At 40.8% G+C, this 25,292-nt stretch carries 25 protein-coding genes and 1 pseudogene; 10 read left to right on the top strand and 16 right to left on the bottom strand.

Features of this window, described 5'->3' with window-relative positions; genetic code table 11:
- Positions 1-7: 7 nt before the first annotated feature.
- The 10 genes from FTT94_RS09625 to FTT94_RS09580 all read right to left on the bottom strand — a co-directional run bounded on the left by FTT94_RS09625 (position 8) and on the right by FTT94_RS09580 (position 9,964).
- Positions 8-655: a hypothetical protein gene (locus FTT94_RS09625; protein WP_180022456.1), complete on the bottom strand. Its 648-nt coding sequence runs from the start codon at positions 653-655 to the stop codon at positions 8-10.
- 174 nt (positions 656-829) lie between these two features.
- A complete protein-coding gene (locus FTT94_RS09620) occupies positions 830-2,719 on the bottom strand; it encodes a M48 family metalloprotease (protein WP_180007308.1) in 1,890 nt (629 codons plus the stop codon).
- A 91-nt stretch (positions 2,720-2,810) separates the two neighbouring features.
- Positions 2,811-4,349, bottom strand: coding sequence for an amidophosphoribosyltransferase (purF, locus tag FTT94_RS09615; protein ID WP_078188865.1), 1,539 nt, complete (start codon positions 4,347-4,349; stop codon positions 2,811-2,813).
- Between the two features lie 24 nt (positions 4,350-4,373).
- Complete coding sequence (locus tag FTT94_RS09610; protein WP_078188866.1) at positions 4,374-4,961, bottom strand: CvpA family protein; 588 nt, start codon at positions 4,959-4,961, stop codon at positions 4,374-4,376.
- A gap of 5 nt (positions 4,962-4,966) precedes the next feature.
- Positions 4,967-5,968 (bottom strand): quinone-dependent dihydroorotate dehydrogenase, encoded by a 1,002-nt coding sequence (locus tag FTT94_RS09605; RefSeq protein ID WP_180170683.1) that lies wholly within the window; start codon positions 5,966-5,968, stop codon positions 4,967-4,969.
- A gap of 90 nt (positions 5,969-6,058) precedes the next feature.
- On the bottom strand, positions 6,059-6,538 hold the full coding sequence (gene gspM / locus FTT94_RS09600; protein ID WP_078188869.1) for a type II secretion system protein GspM: 480 nt from the start codon (positions 6,536-6,538) through the stop codon (positions 6,059-6,061).
- Positions 6,538-7,677: a type II secretion system protein GspL gene (gene gspL / locus FTT94_RS09595; RefSeq protein ID WP_180170682.1), complete on the bottom strand. Its 1,140-nt coding sequence runs from the start codon at positions 7,675-7,677 to the stop codon at positions 6,538-6,540. The genes gspM and gspL overlap by 1 nt, the downstream gene beginning before the upstream one ends.
- 27 nt (positions 7,678-7,704) lie before the next feature.
- A complete protein-coding gene (locus tag FTT94_RS09590) occupies positions 7,705-8,160 on the bottom strand; it encodes a histidine phosphatase family protein (RefSeq protein ID WP_180059042.1) in 456 nt (151 codons plus the stop codon).
- A gap of 79 nt (positions 8,161-8,239) precedes the next feature.
- Positions 8,240-9,313: an NAD(P)H-dependent glycerol-3-phosphate dehydrogenase gene (locus FTT94_RS09585; protein WP_078188874.1), complete on the bottom strand. Its 1,074-nt coding sequence runs from the start codon at positions 9,311-9,313 to the stop codon at positions 8,240-8,242.
- Between the two features lie 60 nt (positions 9,314-9,373).
- Entirely contained in the window at positions 9,374-9,964 is a 591-nt protein-coding gene (locus tag FTT94_RS09580; protein WP_171525909.1) for a nitroreductase family protein, read from the bottom strand.
- Between the two features lie 212 nt (positions 9,965-10,176).
- On the opposite strand from FTT94_RS09580, the gene FTT94_RS09575 reads away from it, so the two are divergent.
- Positions 10,177-10,566, top strand: coding sequence for a hypothetical protein (locus FTT94_RS09575; RefSeq protein WP_078188876.1), 390 nt, complete (start codon positions 10,177-10,179; stop codon positions 10,564-10,566).
- Positions 10,567-10,680: 114 nt separating this feature from the next.
- Here the strand turns inward: FTT94_RS09575 and rhlB are convergent, their stop codons facing one another.
- Entirely contained in the window at positions 10,681-11,832 is a 1,152-nt protein-coding gene (rhlB, locus tag FTT94_RS09570; RefSeq protein ID WP_078188878.1) for an ATP-dependent RNA helicase RhlB, read from the bottom strand.
- 99 nt (positions 11,833-11,931) lie between these two features.
- Entirely contained in the window at positions 11,932-12,144 is a 213-nt protein-coding gene (locus FTT94_RS09565) for a cold-shock protein (protein ID WP_005014923.1), read from the bottom strand.
- Positions 12,145-12,557: 413 nt separating this feature from the next.
- Between FTT94_RS09565 and FTT94_RS09560 the strand changes: the two genes are divergently transcribed.
- The 6 genes from FTT94_RS09560 (at position 12,558) to FTT94_RS09535 (ending at position 16,109) form a co-directional block, all read left to right on the top strand.
- Complete coding sequence (locus FTT94_RS09560; protein ID WP_168378952.1) at positions 12,558-12,752, top strand: sulfurtransferase TusA family protein; 195 nt, start codon at positions 12,558-12,560, stop codon at positions 12,750-12,752.
- A gap of 143 nt (positions 12,753-12,895) precedes the next feature.
- The gene (rpoH, locus tag FTT94_RS09555) at positions 12,896-13,765 is read left to right on the top strand and encodes an RNA polymerase sigma factor RpoH (RefSeq protein WP_078188879.1); all 870 of its coding nucleotides are present in this window, start codon (positions 12,896-12,898) and stop codon (positions 13,763-13,765) included.
- A gap of 171 nt (positions 13,766-13,936) precedes the next feature.
- Entirely contained in the window at positions 13,937-14,302 is a 366-nt protein-coding gene (locus FTT94_RS09550) for a DUF423 domain-containing protein (protein WP_078188880.1), read from the top strand.
- Between the two features lie 57 nt (positions 14,303-14,359).
- Positions 14,360-14,557, top strand: a complete 198-nt coding sequence (thiS, locus tag FTT94_RS09545) for a sulfur carrier protein ThiS (RefSeq protein ID WP_180007313.1) — start codon at positions 14,360-14,362, stop codon at positions 14,555-14,557.
- 12 nt (positions 14,558-14,569) lie between these two features.
- The gene (locus FTT94_RS09540; protein ID WP_180170681.1) at positions 14,570-15,355 is read left to right on the top strand and encodes a thiazole synthase; all 786 of its coding nucleotides are present in this window, start codon (positions 14,570-14,572) and stop codon (positions 15,353-15,355) included.
- A gap of 181 nt (positions 15,356-15,536) precedes the next feature.
- Complete coding sequence (locus FTT94_RS09535; protein ID WP_180170680.1) at positions 15,537-16,109, top strand: hypothetical protein; 573 nt, start codon at positions 15,537-15,539, stop codon at positions 16,107-16,109.
- Between the two features lie 66 nt (positions 16,110-16,175).
- On the opposite strand, the gene FTT94_RS09530 is transcribed toward FTT94_RS09535, so the two are convergent.
- Positions 16,176-16,787 carry a glutathione binding-like protein gene (locus tag FTT94_RS09530; RefSeq protein WP_078188886.1) on the bottom strand — a complete coding sequence of 204 codons (612 nt, stop codon included), beginning with the start codon at positions 16,785-16,787 and terminating at the stop codon, positions 16,176-16,178.
- A 215-nt stretch (positions 16,788-17,002) separates the two neighbouring features.
- Between FTT94_RS09530 and FTT94_RS09525 the strand changes: the two genes are divergently transcribed.
- The 3 genes from FTT94_RS09525 (at position 17,003) to trmB (ending at position 21,568) form a co-directional block, all read left to right on the top strand.
- Positions 17,003-18,445 carry a SulP family inorganic anion transporter gene (locus FTT94_RS09525; protein ID WP_180170679.1) on the top strand — a complete coding sequence of 481 codons (1,443 nt, stop codon included), beginning with the start codon at positions 17,003-17,005 and terminating at the stop codon, positions 18,443-18,445.
- A 290-nt stretch (positions 18,446-18,735) separates the two neighbouring features.
- On the top strand, positions 18,736-20,676 hold the full coding sequence (locus FTT94_RS09520) for a sensor histidine kinase (RefSeq protein ID WP_180170678.1): 1,941 nt from the start codon (positions 18,736-18,738) through the stop codon (positions 20,674-20,676).
- A 175-nt stretch (positions 20,677-20,851) separates the two neighbouring features.
- Complete coding sequence (trmB, locus tag FTT94_RS09515) at positions 20,852-21,568, top strand: tRNA (guanosine(46)-N7)-methyltransferase TrmB (protein WP_078188891.1); 717 nt, start codon at positions 20,852-20,854, stop codon at positions 21,566-21,568.
- 103 nt (positions 21,569-21,671) lie between these two features.
- Here the strand turns inward: trmB and FTT94_RS09510 are convergent.
- From FTT94_RS09510 to FTT94_RS09500, 3 genes and pseudogenes are all read right to left on the bottom strand, one after another.
- Positions 21,672-23,274, bottom strand: a pseudogene (locus tag FTT94_RS09510) (GMC family oxidoreductase).
- Between the two features lie 226 nt (positions 23,275-23,500).
- Entirely contained in the window at positions 23,501-24,184 is a 684-nt protein-coding gene (locus FTT94_RS09505) for a class I SAM-dependent methyltransferase (RefSeq protein ID WP_180108735.1), read from the bottom strand.
- A gap of 62 nt (positions 24,185-24,246) precedes the next feature.
- The gene (locus FTT94_RS09500; RefSeq protein WP_180170677.1) at positions 24,247-25,023 is read right to left on the bottom strand and encodes a Rossmann-like and DUF2520 domain-containing protein; all 777 of its coding nucleotides are present in this window, start codon (positions 25,021-25,023) and stop codon (positions 24,247-24,249) included.
- Positions 25,024-25,292 lie beyond the last annotated feature (269 nt).

Genomic DNA, 25,292 nt, shown 5'->3' with positions numbered 1-25,292 from the left:
ACGTAATTTAAGTATTTTGTCCTGCCTTATTTTGCATAAATTGCCATAGGCGTTTTTTCAATAAAGGCTGTTCAATCATTTGCTGTAAAGATGCCAATGGATACACCTTCGCATGCTCTAAATGCGGAATATCGCCTAGACAAATGACATTTTTATCCAAGCTCATCGCATCGATAAAACCCTGTACATAAGATGCTGCACCACGACCATCTTGCAAATTCACCCAGCCAAAAGGCCACTGTAAAGCAAAGAAATCGGCACTGACTGCGCGCTGAATATTGCTCCACAAAACTTGCTGCTCTGCCGTTAATTCTGTGGCATCAATGACAATAACACAGTGCATTAAACAGATGGCTTCTAAGTTAAACGAAGGTATTTGAACAATTGGACGAACTTCAACAGGCTCAACAACCTTTAGTTCATCTTTAGGTGCTTCTACAGGTTGATTTACAACAACATCAACGTTGTTTTTAAGCTCAGTCTGTGATGAAACAGGCGTTGGCTGAGGCTCATTTTTGAGTAGAATTTCAGAGACTATTTCAGGAGCCGCCTGATCTCGCCAAATATTTGAGCTAAATTGCTGACACGGAGCCGCCTGAGGAATCCATATATCAATTCCCATTGCCGCCATTATGCTTCGCTGATGCCCAATCATGCTTTCATTTTCACCTATTCAAGGCTTGTTATTCTAACGGGATTCACTCTGTTTTGCTGAACTTTTATAAATCAATTAGACCACTCTATTTCTCTAATGATTATGTAGACTTGCTCAGACTACTTTTGACTTAAAATTAAACAATTTATTCATAAATCAAGCCGCTATAAATAATTATACGATCATTAAACTATTTTTCTTTTGCATTAGTTCAACTATCTCAGCTGATTCAAATCCAATACGCCAATATAGTAGCTGCAAAACATCCAACTCATCTTGCGTGATAATTCGATCATTCCATAAACATATTTCAGCAACCCCAAGAATGCTTAACCGCTCACGCAGCAGCAGCCCAGAAATATCATTTAGGATTTCAGCCAAATCAATTGGCTCATCAGATATATCGCGATAGAACTCTAGTTCTTCTTTCGTTAAGATTCGATTGAGGATTTTTTCACGCACTTCGAGTTGGTTATCACTGTTAATTTGTTGCACATGCAACAAGGCATCAATCAAACGCACAATACTCGGTTTTACATCTTCTAAAGATGTAGGTGTATGTGCAGGCAACAGATTTAACTCATATTTGACTGTTTCAAGTAGTAATGCATCGAGCAAACCAATTTCACCATCTTCCTGAATAATTTTGGCCAGCTTGGTTAAGAACTGCCGTGAAATTGTTGCTGGCATGGTACCAATATTTTTACATGCCTCATGAAAAATGGAGATATGCACACGACCATCAAGATTCAATAAGGCATCCACAATCGCACGACTCACTTCAGCTTCAGTCGGAATAAACTCTCGATACTGACGAATCATTAAAATAGCAACCATCACCTCACGCGAACCCGTTGCTGTTTGCAAGGCACGTTGGATCAATTCAGGCCGCTGCCAATTTTCACGAATCTCGGGGTTCAACGGTTTAATTGCATCTCGTATCGCAAAACTGATCGGTGACAAGCGCAGTAAAGGTAATGGTTGTGGCGAGTTCCATGGAGTTGCAACATCTGGACTGGCTTCTTCTAGTGAACGGAACAAATAAAATAGCGGTTGGTTTCGCAGTTTTTTTAAATTTTCTAGTTGCAGGTCATGAATGAGCGCCGGATTTAATTCAAAAATGCGCTGTTCAATACTTGGGTGAATATTCATCCAGTTTTGCGGACTGAGTGAGTTTGCAAAACACATATGAGAAATCGATTCCGCATATTCACTATGAATTTGCGAACCTGAATGATGCACATAAATCCTTAATAAGGTTTGAATATTGGCATCATTTTGAATCAGACGTTTAGTTTTCTGGTCATTACGATAGGTTCGAGAACCCAAAGAGATATATTTAATAAAGCGGGAAATCAAAACACCTAAACTACCGATCAACCAAATAACTGCGCCAATCGCTACAAAGAGCGTTTCAAACTTATTGTCCCGTGCTTGTCCATTTTTATAGAAACCACGTTTTGCAATTTTACTGCCCCACTGACTAAAGGTCGTCAAACCGCTATATAAGATTTTCAAACGGGTATTTTCAGCAGCTTCCCCCGACAAGATCTTATTAAATTCATGGCTCAGCAAACCATACATTTCCATCTCATCTAGGGTTTGTAAGGCACCCCAGGTTAAAATGATCGATGTATCTCGAGGGCTAAAACCAGCGGTGAGCGCATTCACACCCACTTCATCAGGTAAGACATAAAGTGCAGGAGTATCGATTAGAAAGGTATCTGCCAGTTGCTCCGTCATACGCAGTGCAACACTTTCTTCAGGAATACTTTCTATCAGACTCAGACGTCGCGCACCTAACTGTTTTGCAAGTGAATAGCCGCCTAAGCGAAAGGTGTAAAAATCATAGAGAACTGAAACCAACATAATCAGCAGCACAGCAGCCACTAAAAATGGGCTAAGTACATGCCAATAAATAGACTGAGTGGAATCATAATAATCCACAATTAAACCGACAATTACATTAATAATTGCGACGGTCAAAAACACTGCCGCCATACACATGGTGACAGGCCAAAACATATTTTTGTTTTTTATAAAATCATAACCCACACGTCTCAATGTAATACCCTTAAGCTACATTGTCTTTTGTTTGCTCATCATAAATGAAAAAAGCGGGAAATTCCCGCTTTTTCAGTATGTTTTCAGCAGATTATTCTTCGCGAACACCTGTTAAATCCACAGAAGCCGCATCAATGTTGACATCGATATAAGCTGGCTTTTCATTTTTTGCAGAGTCATTACGCTTACGCTCTAATGCTGCTAAATATTCAGCATCAATACCGCCTGCCACATATTTACCATCAAATACCGAGCAATCAAAGTCCTGTAACTCAGGGACTTTCTTGGTACGTACTGCAGATTTCAAATCTTCCAAGTCTTGGAAAATTAGGCGATCAGCACCAATGATTTCACGAATTTCTTCTACACTTCGTTCTGACGCAATCAGTTCAGATTTGGCTGGCATATCAATCCCGTACACGTTTGGATATTTCACCATCGGTGCAGCAGACGCAAAGAATACTTTTTTCGCACCCGCATCACGCGCCATTTGAATGATTTCGTTACAAGTTGTACCACGAACAATCGAGTCATCAACCAATAGTACGTTTTTGCCTTGGAACTCTAGCTCTACAGGGTTAAGCTTTTGACGCACAGATTTCTTACGAAGTTGCTGACCCGGCATAATGAAGGTACGACCGATATAACGGTTCTTCATGAAGCCTTCACGGAATTTCACACCTAAAGTATTTGCAAGCTCTAGCGCTGAAGTACGTGAAGTATCAGGAATTGGGATCACGACATCGATATCGTGCTCATCACCCCATTCACGCAGAATTTTCTGAGCAAGTTTTTCGCCCATTTTCAAACGTGCTTTGTAAACTGAAATACCATCAATGGTTGCATCCGGACGCGCAAAATATACGTATTCAAAGATACAAGGACGATATTCAGGGGCTACTGCACACTGCTTGGTCGACATCACGCCATCAGCAGTAATATAAATTGCTTCACCCGGTGCAATATCGCGCTCAACTTTAAAGCCGAGCGCTGTAATTGCGACAGATTCAGACGCAATGATATATTCCATACCATTTTCAGTTTCACGCGAACCGTAGATCAATGGACGAATACCATTTGGATCACGGAAACCCACAAGGCCCTGACCTGTGATCATAGCAACAACCGCATAACCACCTTTGCAACGTTCATGCACACGTGAAACCACGTGGAATACATCTTCAGCGCTTGGTGTAAGTTTTGCGCGTTTTTGCAATTCGTGAGCAAATACGTTTAACAATACTTCTGAGTCTGAATCGGTGTTCATGTGACGTAAGTCAGTCGTGAACAAGTCATCATGAATTTCAGCAGCATTGGTTAAGTTACCGTTATGTGCAAGCGTGATGCCATAAGGTGAGTTTACATAGAATGGCTGAGCTTCAGCACTGCTTGAAGAACCAGCAGTTGGGTAACGAACATGGCCAATACCATAATTACCCTGTAATGCACGCATATGACGTGTGTGGAACACATCACGCACCATACCCGTATCTTTACGCAGGAATAAACGACCATCCTGACAAGTTACGATCCCGGCTGCATCCTGTCCACGATGTTGTAACATCGTTAACGCATCAAACAACATTTGGTTAACAGGTGATTTACCAGCTATACCAACTACTCCACACATAGCAACCTCGCAGACAAGCTAGGGTTAATAAAAAGGATTATTTGTTGACTCACCCGATCCAGAACGTCCGTGCTTGTTCTGCGACTCAGATGGTAGGTCTGAAGATTTCTGAGCATCTTCAGACTGAATATGATGAAGTGCTTGATTTGCAGCATCTTTGGACAATTCGGTTGCCCAAGGCGCATATGGCAATAATGACTGAACCATTTTAGATTGTTTCCAATGTGGTGAACTTTCCACCCAAGGACCTAGTCCCTGCATAGTGATCAACACCACCAACAATCCTTTTAAGCTTCCGAAAACACCACCTGCCAGTCGATTTAGAGGACCAAGCTTTAATGTTTTCAAAATACTGTTCAATAACCATGTCGCGACCCAAGTCATGACTACAATCAACAATACAATAAATGCGAACGCGGCAATCTTCTGTACCACTGGATCTGTACTTAAAGATGTCATCGAAGGTGCAAGGACGGTTGCATACTTTGCCGCAATGACAAGTGCAAGAATCCATCCAATGAAGTTCGCAAAGGCTTTTACAAATCCTTGACGCAAACCGTTAAGCCCTCCAATGAGCAAAATAATCAGTATAAAGATATCAATGGTATTCATGATATTTACAATGCGTCTACGCAGTCTTTTACAAGTGTCGGACCTGTATATATGAGACCACTATACACTTGTACAAGGCTTGCTCCTGCTTTTTGTTTCGCAACAGCATCCGCGCCCGACAAAATACCACCCACACCGATCAATGGAATTTGACCGTTTAATACTTTAGCAAAAGCCGCCAAACATGCCGTACTTTTCTCAAAGACTGGCGCGCCAGATAGACCACCAGCTTCATCACCATATGGAAGGCCTTCAACACCTTCACGTGACAAAGTCGTATTGGTAACAATCAGACCATCAATTTTAAATTTTAACAATTGTTGTGCAATAAAATTAATGTCTTCAGGTTCTAGATCTGGTGCAACTTTAAGTACTAAGGGTACATAATGTTGATTTTCATCCGCCAACTCGAGTTGACGTTTCTTGAGTGTCTCTAACAGTTCAGTCAAAGCATCACCGCTTTGTAAGCTGCGAAGATTTTTTGTGTTAGGAGATGAAATATTAACCGTAATATAAGAAGCGTAGTTATAAACTTTTTCTAGACAAATCAGATAATCGTCAACTGCTTTTTCAACAGGTGTGACTGCATTTTTACCGATATTGATCCCAAGTACGCCCTTAAATTTTGCAGCTTTGACATTTTCGATCAGCTGATCCACGCCATCATTATTAAAGCCCATACGGTTAATAATGGCTTTTGCTTTCGGTAAACGAAATAAACGCGGTTCAGGGTTACCTGATTGTGGAAGTGGTGTAATTGTACCAATTTCAATAAAGCCGAAGCCCTGGCTCGCCAGCGCATCGATATAAGCACCGTTTTTATCAAGACCGGCTGCTAAACCAACTGGATTCGGAAATTCGATTCCCATACATGTCACTGGTTTAGACGCCACGTTTTGACGCATCATTCCCATCTTGTGAGAAGATTTCAACAGCAATAATGTCAGCTCATGTGCACGCTCTGGTGCTAAAGTAAACAACAAAGGGCGGGCTAGAGAATACAACATATCTATAAAAGTCTACTGCTTTTTAAGTCGGCATATTATAGGCATAGCACAAATAAAACACCATGCTTAGCAGATCTTTATTTTTACCGATTATTGTACACTCGCTGTTAATTTGACCTGTCCCGCTTCAGAACTTAATTCCATCTTTTCAATACTTAAGCCCATTTGAACCAATTGAGTCAAAAAATTGGCCAGAATTGCATAATTTTCATGCATCACTGCAATCTGTATTTGCTCACCGACTTGTTGAGATGCCACGGATAAACCCTGTTGTTGCGATACACGCTGAACTTTTTCCAACGCGCTCAGTTGTGTATCACCTGCTGGTTTCATCGTGACGGCATTACTTTGCATCCAAACAACAGTATCTTTGAGTTCATTCACGCGCTTTTGTTGAAAATTTGCAGCTTTGTTCATATAAAACAGTGCCGAACCAATCGCTGCCACTACAACAAAAATCGTGGTAAAGATCACCATGACTCGTTCACGTGTTGACAGTTGGTCTAAATAATCAGTGATGCGCTCAATTTGCCCATCTATACGTTGCTGTAGGTTTTCCATTTTTGTCATTATTGTATTTTCACCAATCCAATCGCGCCGTTGGCACCTGGTTGAATATTCCCTAATTCAACTTTAAAACCTTGTTGTTTTAATTGATTGGTTAGGGTTTGTAGTACTTCTGCCGAATTGGCTTTTAGCTCCATATTTAACATCGAGGCTTCATAACTCACACGATTTGCAGAAATTTGGTTTTGCATTAGAACAGGACCAACACGGCTCAGTAAAGACAAAGCCTGCGCATTGCCTGTTTGACTCTGACGCAATTGTGATTCGAACTGGCTTTTCAGCGTTTGTTCAGTCACAGGATAGCTTTGACCAAACCAATATTTAAACTGATCAATCGCTTGTGCCGCAGTGATATTGGCCACTTTTTTGTATTGATACCAGCGAACTGCATCATAACTAAACTGAGTAATTAGAGCCGCAACCAAAACAGCTGCACATGCTTTCCAATAGCCACTCACACCCGTATTGGCTTTGGCTTTCGGCAAAACATTCAGTGGATGTTGTTTCGGTTTTTTTATATTGGGTAATTCATAATGAAACGATTCAATGTGATCATGCGTTACAGTGGCTTCAAGACTATGCGTCTGATCTGAACTTAGATTTGAAATCTTATAGTTCGGCTGACCAATTTGATAATCTAAATACAATGCCAAATCATCAACAGACTGACCGACATATTCATTATTTCGGACCAATAAATGACCGCTGACATTTGCCAAAACATGTTGCCCTGATTCTGGACTTGGTAAGACCAAAAAGTCTGGTAATAATGAAATAACTTTTACAGGAATTAGCGTCAAAGCATGCTGCATCGTTTCGACTGCACTATGTGCAATCCCCATGACCGTTAATTCATCTGGACTTTGAAAATGATGCAATACTTTCATTGCATCCAAAGGCAAAATGACATATTCCTCAAGTAAATATTTTACGCCGTCTGGGCCAAGTTTTTTATATTGGTTTTTTGGAAAATTTTGCTGAATGATTTGTACATCACGACTCGGAAAGAAAACAACCGCTTCCTTTCCCGCATGTGGCTGAATTTCCTGAATCAACTGTTCAAGTGTCGATGACTGCTTCCAGAAATCCCCTTCTGACCATTGCCAAACCCCATTGGCTTCGGGCATCCATAAATACAACATTAATTTTTCTGCCGTTTTAATTGGTTTTTATGTTGATGGTATAAACGTTTTAATTTGAGTTGATAACCCTGGAGCAATGACCGCTTGTTCATAAATGCGCGCTTCTGCCAAAGCATAGGGATTAAAATATTCTGAGACCAAAACACTGGCCATATGTGCCACAACGTTCATATGGCACACCACCACAATAGACTCATACGGTAAATGTGACAACCATTCCACTGCAACTTTGGCATCATCTTCCGGTTTGATGGCATTACAAATAACCACAGGTACATGTGGAAAATGTTTTTGCAAAAATGAAAGTGTTTGCTGCGCACGCAGTAACGGACTCACCACAAAAACGTCTGGTTGAATTAAATCTTTCAAATATGCTGCAGTTTCTTCCGCTTGAGTTTGTCCACGCGCTGTTAAAGGACGCTTTTCATCATTCCCCATTACAGGTGGAGCAGCTTCGCCATGCCTAACCAATGTCAGTTGCATAAAATTTCCTTATTCTATTCCGCACATTATATACAGCCAGTATGACAAAGCTATGTGTATTGCATATTAATCAGCAAACTTAAACTTGCTGATGTGGCAAGACAAATTCAACATCACTACGATGGCCATTTTTCATCAGTGACAATGCAATATTCAGTGCCGGTGCACCTTCAAAAATCACTTCGTACAAGGCACTGGTAATTGGCATATATACACCGAGCTCTTCAGAGCGTGCGCGTACTTGCACAATGGTATTAATCCCTTCCGCAGTTTGTCCCAGTTCTTTGGTGGCTTGCTCTAAGCTTTTACCACTACCGAGTGCAAAGCCGACTTGGTAATTACGGCTGAGCGGACTACTACAAGTTGCAAATAAATCACCGACACCAGATAAACCTAGGAATGTTAATGGGTTTGCGCCTAATTTCACTGCAAAACGGCTCATTTCTGCCAAAGCACGTGTCAAAATCATACTCTTGGTATTTTCACCGACACCATAAGCCGCAGCTAGACCCATCGCGACTGCATAGATATTTTTCAGAGCACCGCCCAATTCCACGCCATGCACATCATCACTGGCAAATACACGGAACAACGCACTGTGTAGCGCTTGTTGAACTGCATAACGAACCAGCTCAGATTGGCTTGCGATCACTGTTCCTGCTGGTTGTCCTGCAACAATTTCCTTCGCCAAGTTTGGCCCTGAAAGCACACCATAAGGGACTTCAGGAAGTTCTTCACGAATAATATCGCTCATAAAGCTAAAGGTATTGGCTTCAATACCTTTGGTTAAAGACACCACTGCTTGTGACGTGATAAAAGGTTTGATCTGCTGTAAAACACTACGGAAAGAATGGCTCGGAATGGCCACCAAAATAATGTCACGATTACATACTGCTTTTTCTAAATCTGAAACAGCGAGCAAACCTGCTTCTAATTGAAAATCTGGCAAGTAACGTTTATTAATATGTGTTGCATTGATATCCGCAGCCACCGCCTCATCACGAATCCATATCATGGTGTCACAGCCATTACGTACTGCAGTATTAGCCATCGCAGTACCAAAACTCCCACCACCCAGCACCGTAACACGCAGTGCAGTTTTTTGATCAACTGACACAGGGCTAACAAGACTTGCAAAATCAAGTTCTGACATTGTTCTTTTATCCTAATTTCTTTACTGATCGATCTTGTTCAATCGACCTATTTTTCACTTTTATTGGTTTGCTTTATGCCAATGGCTTACAAAGTCAGCAGACTGTATTTCAGCACGCGGTGGAATTGCTTTCACTGCTGTACCGATATAAATAATGCCTGAAATCAAATCGTTTTCCGTTAAGCCTAAGGCTTGTTTAAACAATTTAGATTCAACCACCGCCCCACTACGCCACATGGTTGAAAAGCCCTGTGCTTGTAAAGAGAGCAAAAAGTTTTGTACTGCTGCGCCTGAACTTAAAATTTGTTCGAAATGCGGAACTTTGGGATGATCTTGTAATTGAGTTAAAGCCAAAACCAAGAGTGGCGCACGAAATGGATGGTGTTTCACACGTTCCAACTGCGCTTCTTCTGTTTGTCCAGTATCGGCTAAAGCATGTGAAAGCAACTCACCAAATGCTTCACGTTCAGTTTCAGGAATAATCACGAAACGCGTAGGCTTAAGACGATGATGATCTGGCGCCGTTAAAGCGGCTTGAAACGCATTTTCCAATTGCTCAGCATTCGGCGCAGGTTCAATTAAATGACCAATCGACTGACGCTGATGAATATTTTGATGAACTGTATCAACTGCTGATTTTAGAATTGACATCTATACACTGTACTTTAAAACGTTTGCTCAAGATTAGCATATTCTCAATAACTTACTCTAGAATGTTTACGTCAGACTCGGTGCTTATTTGTTAAGTCAGCTTTATTCACAGATTTACTATAAAAAAACCGCATAACTTGTACAGCAGTTCCCTGTTCTATAAGAAATTTTATGTTCAAATAAATCAAATTATTTCTAACTCGGGGCACCGCATGAAAAAATTCAACAAAACTGTTGCCATTGTTAGCACGCTAAGCGCAACTGTGCTTTTAGCTGCATGTACATCTACGCCAACAAAATCTTTAGCGATTCAAAAACCAAATAATCAATATGAAGTGACCGCCGTAGGTAAAACCAGTTTAGCGGCAAAAAATAATGCAATTGCAGCTGCAAATAGTACCTGTGGTAAAAATGCGACCCCTGTCGTGGTAGATGAAAAGCAAGAATACAACGGTGTATTAAAAGGCGTGGTCGATGAAAAGACAGGTCAAATGATTCAGGCGGCGGCTGGCGTACTTGGCACCATTACAGGAAATAGCGGCAGCATCAGCAAAGATGATGATTACCAAACTGTACTAACCTTTAGTTGCCGTGCAAACTAAAACGTTAGTTTGTGATTTAGTTTTGTCATTAACTCAAAATGAAATTGTCGTTATGAAATAGTCGACATGAAATAAAAAAGCCTGCAAATCTGCAGGCTTTTTTAGAAGCAAAAATTAGCAATAACCGTCTAAACGGGTTAAAGGTAATTTTTGACCAATAGCTTTTTCAATTTCAGGTAGTGAAAAAGCATCATCTTCAGACAAGAAACTAATACTGACACCACGTGTTCCTGCACGACCTGTACGACCGATACGGTGTACATAATCATCAGACTGTTCAGGAAGTGTAAAGTTCACGACATGAGAAACGCCATCGACATGGATACCACGACCTGCAACGTCTGTTGCAATCATGATGTTATGTTGACCATTTTTAAACTGATCAAGCATTTTCAAACGCTTATCTTGAGCGATTTCACCTGACAACATCACCACTTTATAACCGTCTTTTTTGAGATGATCATAAAGTTTACGCACTTGATCACGACGGTTGGCAAAGATCATGACCTTTTCAATTGGTTCATCACGTAAGATGTCTTCCAATAATTTATATTTATCAGACTTCGCCACCATGTAGACACGTTGCTCAACATCGGCATTGGTTTTCTTTTCAGGCTCAATTTCGACTGTAACGGGCTCAAATAACCATTGCTGCGCAAGATTGAGCACGTCATAACTAAACGTCGCAGAGAACATTAGCGTTTGGCGTTGTTCTTTCCGTGGTGAAAAACGCACAATACGTTTCACTGAAGGAATAAAGCCCATATCTAAAAGACGGTCAGCTTCATCAATCACTAAGAATTCAATTTGATCGAGCCAAACTTCTTTTTGTTCCACAAAGTCAATCAAGCGACCCGGTGTCGCCACCATAATGTCGACAAAATTACGATTTAATAGATTTTTTTGCTTATCAAAATCTACCCCACCAAGCAAAGTCATGACATTGAGATCAGTGTATTTCACTAATTCTTTTGCATCACTTTCAATTTGCAAAGCAAGTTCGCGCGTTGGTGCAAGAATCAATGCACGCGGTTCACCGCGGAAGCGTTGTTCTTTAATTGGATTATTCAACAAGTCATTGATCACACTGACCAAGAAAGCCGCAGTCTTCCCAGTACCAGTTTGAGCACGGCCAATAGCGTCATGTCCAGCCAATGTAAATTTTAAAACCTTTTGCTGAATAGGCGTCATATCCTTAAAACCCAAAGCATCAATGGCTTTTTTAAGGTTCGGATGTAAATTTAAGGTTTCAAAACCTGATGACATATAGATGTGCCCTAAATGAATAATCACAAAATTGCTGAAGCATTATAAACAAAAAACGCCCCAATTTACATTGGAGCGTTTCTGAGTACATTTAGACGATTAGTCTAAAGGTTGTACTTCTTCAGCTTGGAAGCCTTTTTGACCTTTAACAACGCTGAATTCTACGCGTTGGCCGTCACGAAGTGAACGGTGGCCTTCGCCCATAATTGCGCGGAAATGAACGAATACGTCGTCGCCGCCGTTACGTTGAATAAAGCCAAAGCCTTTAGTGTCGTTGAACCATTTAACAACGCCTTGTTCACGAGCTGTCATAAGTTAATCCTTATCGTATTTAAAAAAGAAGGACCACCCGGTGTTGCAAACAGCAGACCAAACAAGGTTAAAAAATATTTTTATTTCTAAGCTTGTAATCATTCTGTAAAACTATCAACAAAATCCCGGTTACATCCAAATATATCAAGAGTTAAGAGGCTTCACAGACAACAAAAATCTTAATAACGCAACGAGCTTAACACGGGTTTACCGCAAATAATAGATTTTTTTGATCTATTTTCCTTTTGAATATTCTTATTTTTTCACATCGTTTGAGTTATAAATCACAGAGGATTTTTGCCTATTTTAGGTTGGGATTTGGCACTGTATTTGCTAATATTTCCATTGAAATGTAAACATGTTGGATCTGCTTCGTGAGTGACAGCCAAAATTCGCTTTTAACTGTAGATGCAATGGGTAAACCCTGCCCGATGCCACTATTGATGCTGAAAAAAGCTTTAAAGAAAAGTCCAGACCAATCTTTATTGTTAATGTCATCGGATCCGCACAGCCAACAAGATGTATCACGATACTGTCAAATACATCAGTTAAACTGTGAAATGCGCAAAATTTCAGATTCTGAGTTTCATTACTTAATTGAATCTTAAAAAGATTCAGTTAAACTAAATTGCTTCATAATTGAATAAAAGTTTACATTTCTATACCCAATTTTCCATAATTTACGGAAATATTGGATTAAGATGAATCTTAGTTATTGGGCTTACCCATTTTTAGTTCTCAAGGAGAAAACATGAGTGACAGCAGCAATCAATTGATGCCCCTGTCATTATCGGCACCTGGGGTGAATCTTGGTGCTTATATTAGTACTGTTAATCAGATTCCAATTTTATCGGCCGAACAAGAAAAAGAGCTGGCCGAGCGTTATTATTACGACCAAGATTTAGACGCAGCTAAAATGCTGGTGATGTCGCATCTTCGTTTTGTTGTGCATATCGCACGTAGCTATGCAGGCTACGGCTTGCCACAAGGTGACCTGATTCAAGAAGGCAACTTGGGCTTAATGAAAGCGGTAAAACGTTTTGACCCAAACATGGGCGTACGTCTTGTATCTTTTGCTGTGCATTGGATTAAAGCAGAAATTCATGAATATGTGATTCGTAACTGGCGTATTGTCAAAATTGCGACCACTAAAGCGCAGCGTAAATTATTCTTTAATTTACGTAGCTTAAAAAAGTCATCTAAAAAATTAACTTTGGCTGAAGCACAGTCGATTGCCAATGACTTGAATGTAACACCCGAACAAGTCTTGGAAATGGAAGGCCGTTTAACCGCTTATGATGCTGCGTTTGAAGCTCAAGGTGATGACGACGATGAAGGTTCGACCCATGTCGCTCCTGCCCTTTATCTCGAAGATAACCGTTACGACCCTGCGCGTTTAGCGGAAGATGAAGATTACGAAGAACAAAGCACTTCAGCTTTACATGAAGCCATGGATCAGTTGGATGACCGTTCGCGTAACATCTTACAACGTCGCTGGTTAGATGACGAAAAGTCGACGCTGCATGAATTGGCGGCAGAATATAATGTATCTGCTGAACGTATTCGTCAGTTGGAAAAAAATGCGATGGAAAAAATTAAAGTCGCAATGTCTTCAAACTAAGTTGAAGGCTTTTCCCAGTCATACTAAAAAAGAGCATTTCGATGCTCTTTTTTTTATGCCTGAATATTGTCGAATGACAAACTGCAACACAAAAACTTTGGGCATTTTTGCTTTAACCCAAGGTACTAAATATGCTATGGTTATGCGCAAATTTTGTTAAGGTGAATGCACATGTGGATTGCCATTTCCGCACTTAACTTAGCTTTTGCTGTGATGCTTGGTGCCTTTGGTGCACACGGATTAAAAGCGCGCGCGACTGAAGCCCAATTGGCTTGGTGGCAAACTGCAACGGACTATTTCTTTTATCATGCACTAGGCTTACTTGCCCTCGCGATCTTATCTAAAGTCATTCCCCAACTTCCAATAAAAGCCAGTTTCCTGCTTATACAAATTGGTATTTTCTTCTTCTGTGGTTCTTTATATGTAATGGCTCTTGGCTTACCACGTGGTCTCGGTGCCATTACTCCAATTGGTGGAGCGTTAATGATTGCTGGATGGCTCATATTGGCCTGGAATGCATTTAAATACGCAAAATAATTAACAACAGATTTTGGCCTTATTCAATAGGTAAGGCAGCAAGAACGGAATCCGCAAATGCAAATCTATTTAAACGGCGAAGCTACACAAACCGAATGTGTCAACCTCTTGCAATTGGTTCAACAATTACAACTGGAAGGCAAACGCTTCGCTGTTGAAAAAAATGAAATGATCATCTCGAAAAGTAAATTGGAACAAACCCCAATTACTGAGCAAGATCATATTGAAATTATTCATGCCGTAGGTGGCGGCTAAAATGGAGCTCCCATGGAAGATACACCCCTAATCATTGGTTCACGTACATTTAATTCACGACTTTTAGTTGGTACAGGTAAGTACAAGGACTTAACGGAAACTGACCAGGCCATTCAAGCCAGTAGTGCTGAAATTGTGACCGTTGCCATTCGCCGTGTGAATATTGGTCAACATCCAGACCAACCAAACTTGCTTTCAGTGGTTCCACCTGAGAAATATACGATTTTGCCAAATACAGCAGGTTGTTTCGATGCGAACAGTGCGGTCCGTACTTGCATGTTGGCGCGTGAACTATTAGATGGTCACAATCTGGTTAAACTTGAGGTTTTAGGCGATGAGAAAACCTTATATCCAAATATTACCGAGACTTTAAAAGCTGCACGTACATTGATTGACGATGGCTTTGAAATCATGGTTTATACCTCAGATGACCCAATTGTGGCACAAGAACTCGAAAGCATGGGCTGTGTAGCCATTATGCCTTTAGGTAGTCTTATTGGTTCAGGTTTAGGTATTCTCAACCCACACACCATTTCGATCATTAAAGACAACGCCAAAGTACCTGTTTTGGTCGATGCCGGTGTAGGTACAGCAAGTGATGCAGCGATAGCGATGGAATTGGGCTGTGATGGCGTATTAATGAATACAGCAATTGCAGCTGCACAAAACCCTGTTCTGATGGCTTCAGCGATGAAAAAAGCAGTTGAAGCAGGCCGTGAAGCATTCCTAGCAGGACGTATGCCGCGTAAACGCATGGCAAATGCCAGTTCACCTGAAACTGGATACTTCTTTAAATAAGAATTCATTCACGGTATAAAAGAGGACTCTATTGAGTCCTTTTTTTGATTTTGAAAACCTGATAACAATGAAAATATCCCATATATTTTGTACTTTGAGTCTTTGTGTCGCATCTAGTTGGCTGTCTGCCCAAGTGCCCAGCACAGCCAAATCACTTGCACCGCAAGGTTGGAACATTTTGATGGCTACGACTGGCGACCTAAACAAAGATCAAAAGCCAGATATTGCGATGATCGTGGAAAAACAAAAAGTCGATGTGGCGACCTATGATGACGATGGCAAAGTCGTTCACAACCATCCACGACAACTCATCGTGTTTTTTAAAACCGCAAAGGGATATCAACGTATCGTTGAAAACAACAGCATCCCTGTCGCTCAGCAACCGAATTCATGCTTACTTGATCCACTTGCTGAAGCAGAAGACATCCAAATCAGTAAAGGCAATTTACTCGTTCATTTTAGTTATTTTATGGCTTGTGGTGGCTGGGAATGGCCCCGACATAGTTATACCTTCCGTTGGCAAAATCAACGCTTTGACCTGATTGGTTTTGACTACAATAGCTTTCACCGAGCTTCTGGTGAAGAAACATCGAAAAGCTATAATTTTTCGACCTTAAAACGTAAGGAAATTGTAGGCGGCAATATGTTTGAAGATGCCAAAACTCAGACCAAATGGTCAACCTTCAAAGCACCACAGCAACTGACGCTTAAAAATATTAACTTTGATGATTTCTATACACAGTTCGAGTATTAAGCTAAACCTGAGCAATAAAAAACCGCCAATTTCGGCGGTTTTTTTAATTCAATTTGAATACACAACTTAAGGAATCAATCCTTCATCACGCATCGCAATTTGAACTGATTGGCGCTCTGCAACTTTGTTTCGTAATGCAATGATATTTTTATATGGCGTTAAATCATGTCCGATGCCATTTGACCAATTTGTCAGTACAAAGAGATAGGCATCCGCTGGGCCGAAGTTATCATCGACCAAGTAGTCGTTATCCGATTCACCAATCGCTTTATCGATATATGTCAATAAACGATCAATTTCTGCATAAGCTTTTTCTTTAGCGTCTGCATCTAGTGGAGCACCAAAGAATACGGCATAAGCATCATGTAATTCTGAGTTCAAATAGCCAAGCCATTCTAAAACTTTGGCACGACCTAAACCTGATGGAGGAATTAAGTCTTGTTTAGGATCATGTTGTGCAAGGAACGGTAAAATGGCCACGTTCTCGGTCAGGATCAAACCTGGGTTGATTTCTAATGCAGGTACATAACCTTTTGGGTTGATCTCGTAATAATCCACCCCTTTTTCTGTTTTATGGTTTTTTAGGTCAACACGGACCAAATCAAAATCGACATTAATTTCATTTAAAATTATATGTGATGCTAATGAACATGCACCTGGAGAATAATAAAGCTTCATATCTGATCCTTGTTATGTACTATTCAATGTTTTAAATCTCTTCTGTCAAACTTTCAAGTGATCAAACCTGTAAATTGCAAAAAAGCGTAAATGCTGAAACACATATACTCATTGACTATTGTCCATAATCAAGAAGATTTCAAGTCAATCTGTTATGCATTTTTATACTCAGTTGTTTTAACATAGCCGCGTTTAAGATTTGATGAAAAGTTACCGTGTTACAACTTAAAAAAGAACAATGGTTTTCCAATATTCGTACCGATGTGCTTGCAGGCTTGGTGGTTGGACTGGCGCTAATTCCAGAATCGATCGCCTTTTCAGCCATTGCTGGGGTTGATCCGCAGGTTGGTTTGTACGCTTCGTTTTGTATCGCCGTCACCATTGCCTTTTTTGGTGGTCGTACAGCAATGATTTCAGCTGCTACGGGTGCAATGGCCTTACTTATGATCACGTTGGTCAAAGATCATGGTTTGCAATACCTTTTGGCTGCCACGGTTTTAACTGGTGTGATTCAGATCATTGCTGGCTATTTTAAAGTAGCAAAACTTATGCGCTTCGTCTCGCAGTCAGTGGTGTATGGTTTTTTAAATGCACTCGCGATTTTGATTTTTGTCGCGCAGCTTCCTGAAATATCAAAGATGGATAGTTTGGGCTATATCTTTATGCTTTTAGGGCTTGCGATTATTTATCTGTTTCCATATCTACCGAAAATTGGCAAAGCCATTCCATCACCGCTGATTTGCATTATTGTCCTCAGTAGCTTGGCATTATTTTTGGGTGCTGACCTGCGTACTGTAAGTGATTTGGGCAAATTTCCAGAGACTTTACCTATTTTCTTGATTCCTGCAATTCCTTTTAATCTTGAAACCCTCACAATTATTTTTCCCTATTCCATCACCCTAGCAACAGTTGGCCTATTAGAAACCATGATGACCACGACAGTGATCAATGAAGTCACTGGAACTGAAGGAGATCGTCATCAGGAATGTCGTGGTCAAGGGATTGCCAATATAGTCAGTGGTTTTATGGGCGGCATGGCAGGTTGCGCCATGATTGGGCAGTCGATTATTAATGTCAGCTCTGGTGCGCGAACTCGCCTCTCCACTTTAGTTGCAGGTGTATTTTTGTTGTGCTTAGTGGTGTTCTTAAAAGACTGGTTGGCCTATGTCCCAATGGCGGCCTTAGTCGCGATTATGGTCATGGTATCGTTCACCACTTTCCAATGGAATTCAGTCAAGCAATTTTCAAAGCATCCGATCTCTTTTAATGTCGTGATGATTGCTGTGGTGATCGTGGTGCTTGCAACACATAATTTAGCCCTTGGCGTATTGGTTGGCGTGCTCCTCTCTGCGTTGTTTATTATCAATCAACTGGAAAGCTCGGTAAAAGTCACATCTGAACTTAAAGACAATATTCGTAGTTACACGGTCTATGGGCAAATTTTCTTTAGTAGCTCTGAGAGTTTTTATCAATTTTTTAATTTTCAGGAGAGGGTTAGTCAAGTGCGAATTGATCTGAGTCATGCCCATATTTGGGATATTACTTCCGTTAATATTTTGAAGAATGTCGTACAAAAATTTGAATCACAACAGATTCAAGTAGAGGTTTTTGGCTTAAATGAAGCAAGTAGCACTTTACTTGACCGTGTCAGTGACTAATGGATTTTTGAAATATTCACTTTGAATCAAATCAATTTTCAATAAAGTGTGACCTATTGAGACCCTGCACAGGATGTATATAGCAAAGGGTCTCAATGATCAAAGCTCTGATGTGTAATGACATTACATAAAATACTAAGCCTATAGAAAAGAGAAAAATTCACCATTCATTCGATTTAACTGTATAATTCATCTCATAAAATTATAACTATCAACAATAAAACAAAGATTTGATGTGACTTTCTATTTATTTTTTTAAATTATGGATACACAAAATTGGGGGAATTTTGATGGTATGGTTTTGGTCACGACACTGCATTCAAGCAAATCGGCTGCTGGCCTTAGCGAGTCTATTTTGCCTGCTATGTTGTATCGCTATACCCACTTTTGCCAATTCCACCCCTCAGATCTCAAGCAGTCGTTGTCCAGTTGAAATCACCCATATTGCCACAGCTAAAAGTGCTGTCGAGCAAGAGCGACCACATACAGGTTGGCAAAATCTGCAAAAACTTCCAGACACATGGAATAAACGTTGGCCGGATTATCATGGTATCGCTTGGTACAAAATCCAATTTAAGTTGAACTGTGACCTCCATCAGTTAAATCAACCCATTGCTATCGCCATACAAGGCATTACCCAAAGTGGGCGGGTTTACATCAACGATGCCCTACTTTGGCAAGACTATATTTCAGCAGAACATTTTTCACGAAGCCAACATCAACCTAGACTATTGAACTTGCCTAGCTCGAGTTTAAAGCAAGGTGTAAATACCATTTGGGTGCAAGTGTATGGTTCGGTGACCCAAAAATCAGGACTCAGTTCAGTTCAAATTGGGGAATACCAGCAAGTCTATGACACCTTTAAAATTTGGTTACTCGAACAACGACAATTAGTCGAACTCAATACGATGATTAATTTCGTCGTGGCTGTGTTCTTTTTTTTAGCATGGCTCGCCAATCGTAATGAAAGAGCTTACTTATGGTTAACCATCACAGGCATGGCTTGGGTATTTTATAGCCTGTGTATTATTTTTAATGGGCCAATTTCATTTCTAACCACCGTACAGGTCGACCGCCTACAAAATATCATTTTCTGTTTTTATACGGTTTTTGGCTGTATTGGTGCGTGGTATTTTGCAAACCATCCTTTCCCGAAAATTCAAAAGCTGTTATTAAGCCTTGCCACTATCGCAGCACTCTGTATCGGTTTTGCACCAGAGGCTTATTTAAAGACCGTCATCCAAATTTGTTTTAGCTTCTTTGTTTTGGTCTTTGTGGCCAAATGTATTAGCTATCCGTACTTGGCGTATAAAGCCAAAATGGCTGAAACCTATTTGCTTGCAACGCTGTATCTGATTTATTTACCAATTGCGGTACATGATGCGCACTTTATGATGACCATGGAAGGCCATGCGCTCTCACCATATACTGGCCCACTAACCACCCTCGTTTTGGGCGGCGTACTGGCTTTGCGTTTAGCTCGACACACCCGTCAAATTGAGCGTTTTAATAAGACCTTAACTGAAAATGTACAACGAGCTGAACTGAAACTCGCTACCTCACTTGGTCAACAACATCAACTCGCGCTTGAAAATGCACGACTTCAAGAACGAATTCATTTATCTCATGACTTACATGATGGTTTAGGCGGATCAATTGTCCGTTCAATTTTATTGTTAGAACAAAATGACAAAATTGAAAAACCACAAATCATGTCGATGCTTAAACTATTCCGTAATGATTTAAGACAAGTCATCGATTCAGGTTCAAGTATAGGGACGAAAGTTCCAGACACCCCGATCGAATGGGCGGCGCCGATTCGCCATCGCTTTGTACAGCTCTTTGAAGAATTAGACATGAGCTCAAGCTGGAAATTTGCTGCAGAATGGATTCACTCACCCACTGCGACCCAATGTCTCAATTTGACTCGTGTCGCTGAAGAAACCCTAACCAATATTTTAAAGCACAGTCAGGCAAGCAAAGTTCAACTCAGTTTGTGCGAAACAGAGACTCAACTGATCTTACGTATTGAAGATAACGGTATCGGCTTCAACCCTGACGAAGTTGAACAAGGACTACATGTCGGCCTACACAGTATGCAAACGCGAATCCATCGTATCGGTGGCGAATTTAAAATACAGTCACAGCCGGGTTGTACCGTGCTTGAGGCCATTTTGCCGTTTAAGCTTGATGGTGCTGATCGTGAAGATATTGGCGATAAAATCGCCTAGCTTAATGTTATTTCATCGCTTTTGAGCTGAGTAATTCACTGTACATGGCAAATCCTCGGCACGGCTTCCGTCGGTGAGATTGAGCAAAAAGAGGATATATTCACGGTAAAAAATTTGACTTGTGCATCTCAGGACTTAAAATACCGCATTCGAATTTTTTACATTTGCCAAAGTTATGTCGAACGATCAATTAGACCAGCACGCTGTAGATCTGGATAACCTAAACGAACACCGTGAAATCGTGACGTTTATGCGCCGCTCTGCGCCACTTAATACTTCGCAACGTACTGCGCTGGAACAATATGGTCATCTAATTTTGGAATACCCCGTTGGTGATTTGCGTCAGCATTTTGAACACCCTGAACGCCCATTAACTGTAGAGATCGGTTTTGGTATGGGTCGCTCTTTGGTGCTAATGGCAAAAGCAAATCCAGAGCGAAACTTTGTCGGCATTGAAGTGCATGTTCCGGGTATCGCTCAATGTGTTTATGAAGCAGGTCTTGCAGGGTTAACTAACCTTCGAGTATTGGATGCTGATGCCATCCAAGTGCTACGTGAAATGCCAGATAACAGTATTAACACTGTGCAATTATACTTCCCAGATCCATGGCAGAAGAAACGTCATTTCAAACGTCGTTTTGTATCTCATGACCGTATGCCATTGGTTGAAGAAAAATTAGAAATCGGCGGTACATTCCACTCAGCGACTGACTGGGAACCGTATGCTGAATGGATGATCGAAGTACTTGAAGAACGTCCACGTCTTGAAAACCTTGCAGGTAAAGGCAATAGCTACCCTCGTCCAGACTGGCGTCCGCAAACTAAGTTTGAACGTCGCGGAATTGAAGCAGGCCATAAAATTAATGACTTCATCTTCAAAAAAGTAAACTAACTTTGGAATAAAGCAAAAAACCACCGTTAGCGGTGGTTTTTTATTGCTGTTTTTGATCTAAGATTTTTCTGTGTTGTATCAAATCATATAAAACGAATAACCATTAAGCTACTTGCGCTTGGAGCTGACTTTGTCGAATCATATCCACGGCTTTTTCAGCAATCATCACTGTCGGCGCGTTGGTATTTCCATTCACCACAGAAGGCATGATAGATGCATCGACGACACGAAGGTATTGAATCCCGTAGACTTTCAATTCGGGGTCAACCACAGACATCTCATCCACACCCATCTTACAACTACCGACAGGGTGATAAACCGTATCCACACGCTGACGTAAGATTGCACGTATATCATCATCTGTTTTGACCAGTGAGGTAAATAAATCTTGCTGATAATGACTCGATAAAGACGGCGACATCATCAATTGCTGCGTCAACTTAAAACCTTGTACCAAATCTTCTAAATCCTGTTCATCCCCTAAAAAGTTTGGATCAATCAATAATGGATCATTGACACTGGAACCACTTAGTTTGATCGTGCCGCGACTTCTTGGATTGAGCAGACATACATGACACGACAAACCATGACTTGCATGAAATTTTCGTGCATGGTCATCTACTAACGCCACGACAAAGTGTAATTGCAAATTTGGTATAGCTAAATCGGGTGAAGACTTTAGAAAACCGCCACATTCTGCAAAATTTGAAGCAATCATACCCCTTCGTTCCTTACGATAGCGACTGCTTGAACATATCAATTGAGCCGGGTAAAGACATGCCAAATGTGCCTTGGTATTCTTTGACTTTATAACCAAAAATGAAATCGGGATGGTCGTGGAAGTTCTTTCCTACACCCGGTAAATGGTGTTTCACTTCAATGCCATGCGCTTGGAGCTCGGCCTGATCGCCTACTCCAGACAACATTAAAATCTGCGGTGATTGCATCGCTCCGGCACTGAGCAAGACCTCTCGTCTGGCTTTTAAGTGTTTCATTTACCCTGCATGTTGGACTTCAACACCTGTGGCCACTTTATCTTCTATAATGATTTTATGTGTTGTGGCTTTGGTCAATACAGTTAAATTTGGTCGGTTTAAATGCGGAAACAAATAAGCACGCGCTACACTACAACGCTCTCCATTGATATGCGTAACTTGATAAACCCCTAAGCCTTCTTGTTCTGCGCCATTAAAATCATCAAGGACTTTATGACCTTGTGCACGAGCCGCTTCGGTATAGCGTTGATGGAAAATATTATCGCTTTGTACATCTGTGACGGAAAGAGGGCCGTCATTACCGTGAAATTCATTGTGTATTCGGTTGTTATTTTCCGAGCGAATAAAATATGGCAAGACCTCGTCGTATGACCAGCCAGTATTGCCCTGTGCCGCCCATTGATCATAGTCATTTTTATGTCCACGAATATAAATCATGGCATTAATACTGGATGAACCACCAAGGCATTTTCCACGTGGTTGATAGCCTTTACGACCATTCAAGCCCGCTTGAGGCACAGTTTCAAAGCCCCAATTATTGATCTTGGTCGGCAAGCTCACCACGCATGCAGCTGGAATATTGACCGTCCACTGATCACCTTGCCCACCTGCTTCTAGCAAGCACACAGATATATTCGGATCTTCACTGAGGCGTGCAGCCAGTACGCACCCCGCACTTCCGCCACCAATCACAATGTAATCAAATTCCATTTTTTGACATTATTTTCATCCAATTGATTCTTTTTATAAATGCACAATAAGGGATTTAACCCTGACTGAAAAGTTTCTTTTTTAAAATAGTGAGCGCGATACCGTGCAAGAAGGATGAAACTGATGATCGAAATTTTGTTTCATGCTTCACTCATGCAAGGTAGCAACAATATCTGTCCAAATGATCGATGAACTTGATACGCCCAATCTTGGACTCTATTATTTTTTAATTAATCGATGTTTTAAAAGCACAGTAAGCCGCATAGCTAAAGATTTGACTGAAACAATAGATTTGATCAAAACCTATTTCCCTCAGTAAGCTTTGATAGTGCTGCTGACTAATCAGTTCAAAGTCATCCTCTAAACGCTGCATCATTTTTGTCGCTTGCGCAGCAGATAAACCTTGCATTTGGCAAAATTCAGGCAGGACACGCTGCTCAAAATTCGAATGAGTTTGCATCAAGTCAAAACTTAAAAAAATGCCCTGCGGTTTAAGCAATTCAAAAGCTTTTGTTAAAAAATTCGTTTTCTCTGACAACGGAATGAAATGCGTCACCAAAATACTCAGAACTGCATCAAAACAACTCATCTGCTCAAAAGTGGTATGACTGCCCAAAACAAAATTGACGCGATGCAACTGTCCAGCGGCTTCAACTCGTTGCCGTGTTTGATTCAGCATATTTTCAGACAATTCTGTAACGGTAAATGACCATGTTGGATTCAAGGCCATGAGATACCCCAGTTCATAGCCCGTCCCACATCCAATGATCAGTACATGGGCATCTTCAGTGACATAGCAATTCAACACCGCCTGAATCTGTTGATGGACAAGTTCATAGCCGGGAATTAATTTTCGAATATGCGCATCATAACTTTCGACCACTTGCGGGTTATTAAAATCTTTTGCCATGTAACATCCTGATTGACATGTATTTCTATGCTAATAAATATTCATTGTTCTTTATAGATTGTTTATTTCTGATGATGCTCAAAAATCTGCTGACTCAGCATTTCATAGACCGCTTTCAGATCGACTTGATCCGCTTGCCCAAGCATATTGGCGTGTATCTGCATGATATTTTGATCCCCACGCATTGCAGGGCCTGTTTGCATGTTACGCGGTTCAGCCTGAGTCGCTTTATTGGCTGTCTCTAAAATCAATGGATAAAGCAAGCTAAAATCGACGTATTTTGCATCGACAACCTGCTTTGCCATGTCATAACAATAATTACTAAAATTACATGCGAACACCGCAGCAAGATGCAGACTTAAACGTTGTGCCGAATCATATTGATAAACCCTTTGACTCATGCTGTTTGCTAAATCTGTTAGTGTCCTCAAATCTGTAGAATCCGCGGCTTCTACAAAGATCGGTGTAGACGTCCAGTCCACATCTCGATCTAAACTAAAGGTTTGTAAAGGATAAAACACCCCTGCTCGCAAATGCTGCTGGGTCAGTACCGTGATATTGGTGCTACCTGAAGTATGCACGATCAAAACCTGTGGCAGATAGGCTGTAACTTGCTGAATAACGGTTGCAATCGACTGGTCGCTCACCGCAATGATCAAAAGATCAATCTCAGCATTCAACTTAGCTGGGTTATGAATAGCTTCTGCACCTACAGTTGCTGCAAGTTTTTCTGCCTTATCAAGATTTCGCGCATAAACTTGCACAATGTGATGTTGTGGATGAAGTACATTGAGCAAATGGTGTGCAACACGACCTGCACCCACAATACTGATTCGCATATAGTTTTAACTCATTTTGGATGGCTACAGCATGTCAGGAAAATATCCGACGTGCAAATCGAGTCGTATCAATAGAATTATTAATTTTCAATTCTTCGCATTAGTTTCGCTCAAATAAGCACAAAAAAAGGGATGCGCTTCACACTGCTGTCCCACAATTTTTCACAAGAGGAAGCTCATTTGAGCTTCCTCTTGTTTTATGGGTATTTTATCGGGTGAAAATAAAGCTTTTAAAGTTCTTCTTTCAAACAAATTCACTTGAATTATTC

Source organism: Acinetobacter sp. YH12027, assembly GCF_013420085.1.
Classification (GTDB): domain Bacteria; phylum Pseudomonadota; class Gammaproteobacteria; order Pseudomonadales; family Moraxellaceae; genus Acinetobacter; species Acinetobacter amyesii.
Note: the sequence above shows the minus strand (reverse complement) of the source record. Positions and strands in the feature narration are given on the sequence as shown.

Excerpts from the sequence above, each read along its gene's own strand:
- FTT94_RS09625 (WP_180022456.1), bottom strand. The coding sequence starts at position 655 with ATGATTGGGCATCAGCGAAGCATAATGGCGGCAATGGGAATTGATATA.
- purF (WP_078188865.1), bottom strand. The coding sequence starts at position 4,349 with ATGTGTGGAGTAGTTGGTATAGCTGGTAAATCACCTGTTAACCAAATG.
- FTT94_RS09610 (WP_078188866.1), bottom strand. The coding sequence starts at position 4,961 with ATGAATACCATTGATATCTTTATACTGATTATTTTGCTCATTGGAGGG.
- FTT94_RS09605 (WP_180170683.1), bottom strand. The coding sequence starts at position 5,968 with ATGTTGTATTCTCTAGCCCGCCCTTTGTTGTTTACTTTAGCACCAGAG.
- gspM (WP_078188869.1), bottom strand. The coding sequence starts at position 6,538 with ATGACAAAAATGGAAAACCTACAGCAACGTATAGATGGGCAAATTGAG.
- gspL (WP_180170682.1), bottom strand. The coding sequence starts at position 7,677 with ATGTTGTATTTATGGATGCCCGAAGCCAATGGGGTTTGGCAATGGTCA.
- FTT94_RS09590 (WP_180059042.1), bottom strand. The coding sequence starts at position 8,160 with ATGCAACTGACATTGGTTAGGCATGGCGAAGCTGCTCCACCTGTAATG.
- FTT94_RS09585 (WP_078188874.1), bottom strand. The coding sequence starts at position 9,313 with ATGTCAGAACTTGATTTTGCAAGTCTTGTTAGCCCTGTGTCAGTTGAT.
- FTT94_RS09580 (WP_171525909.1), bottom strand. The coding sequence starts at position 9,964 with ATGTCAATTCTAAAATCAGCAGTTGATACAGTTCATCAAAATATTCAT.
- FTT94_RS09575 (WP_078188876.1), top strand. The coding sequence starts at position 10,177 with ATGAAAAAATTCAACAAAACTGTTGCCATTGTTAGCACGCTAAGCGCA.
- rhlB (WP_078188878.1), bottom strand. The coding sequence starts at position 11,832 with ATGTCATCAGGTTTTGAAACCTTAAATTTACATCCGAACCTTAAAAAA.
- FTT94_RS09565 (WP_005014923.1), bottom strand. The coding sequence starts at position 12,144 with ATGACAGCTCGTGAACAAGGCGTTGTTAAATGGTTCAACGACACTAAA.
- FTT94_RS09560 (WP_168378952.1), top strand. The coding sequence starts at position 12,558 with ATGGGTAAACCCTGCCCGATGCCACTATTGATGCTGAAAAAAGCTTTA.
- rpoH (WP_078188879.1), top strand. The coding sequence starts at position 12,896 with ATGAGTGACAGCAGCAATCAATTGATGCCCCTGTCATTATCGGCACCT.
- FTT94_RS09550 (WP_078188880.1), top strand. The coding sequence starts at position 13,937 with ATGTGGATTGCCATTTCCGCACTTAACTTAGCTTTTGCTGTGATGCTT.
- thiS (WP_180007313.1), top strand. The coding sequence starts at position 14,360 with ATGCAAATCTATTTAAACGGCGAAGCTACACAAACCGAATGTGTCAAC.
- FTT94_RS09540 (WP_180170681.1), top strand. The coding sequence starts at position 14,570 with ATGGAAGATACACCCCTAATCATTGGTTCACGTACATTTAATTCACGA.
- FTT94_RS09535 (WP_180170680.1), top strand. The coding sequence starts at position 15,537 with ATGGCTACGACTGGCGACCTAAACAAAGATCAAAAGCCAGATATTGCG.
- FTT94_RS09530 (WP_078188886.1), bottom strand. The coding sequence starts at position 16,787 with ATGAAGCTTTATTATTCTCCAGGTGCATGTTCATTAGCATCACATATA.
- FTT94_RS09520 (WP_180170678.1), top strand. The coding sequence starts at position 18,736 with ATGGTATGGTTTTGGTCACGACACTGCATTCAAGCAAATCGGCTGCTG.
- trmB (WP_078188891.1), top strand. The coding sequence starts at position 20,852 with ATGTCGAACGATCAATTAGACCAGCACGCTGTAGATCTGGATAACCTA.
- FTT94_RS09505 (WP_180108735.1), bottom strand. The coding sequence starts at position 24,184 with ATGGCAAAAGATTTTAATAACCCGCAAGTGGTCGAAAGTTATGATGCG.
- FTT94_RS09500 (WP_180170677.1), bottom strand. The coding sequence starts at position 25,023 with ATGCGAATCAGTATTGTGGGTGCAGGTCGTGTTGCACACCATTTGCTC.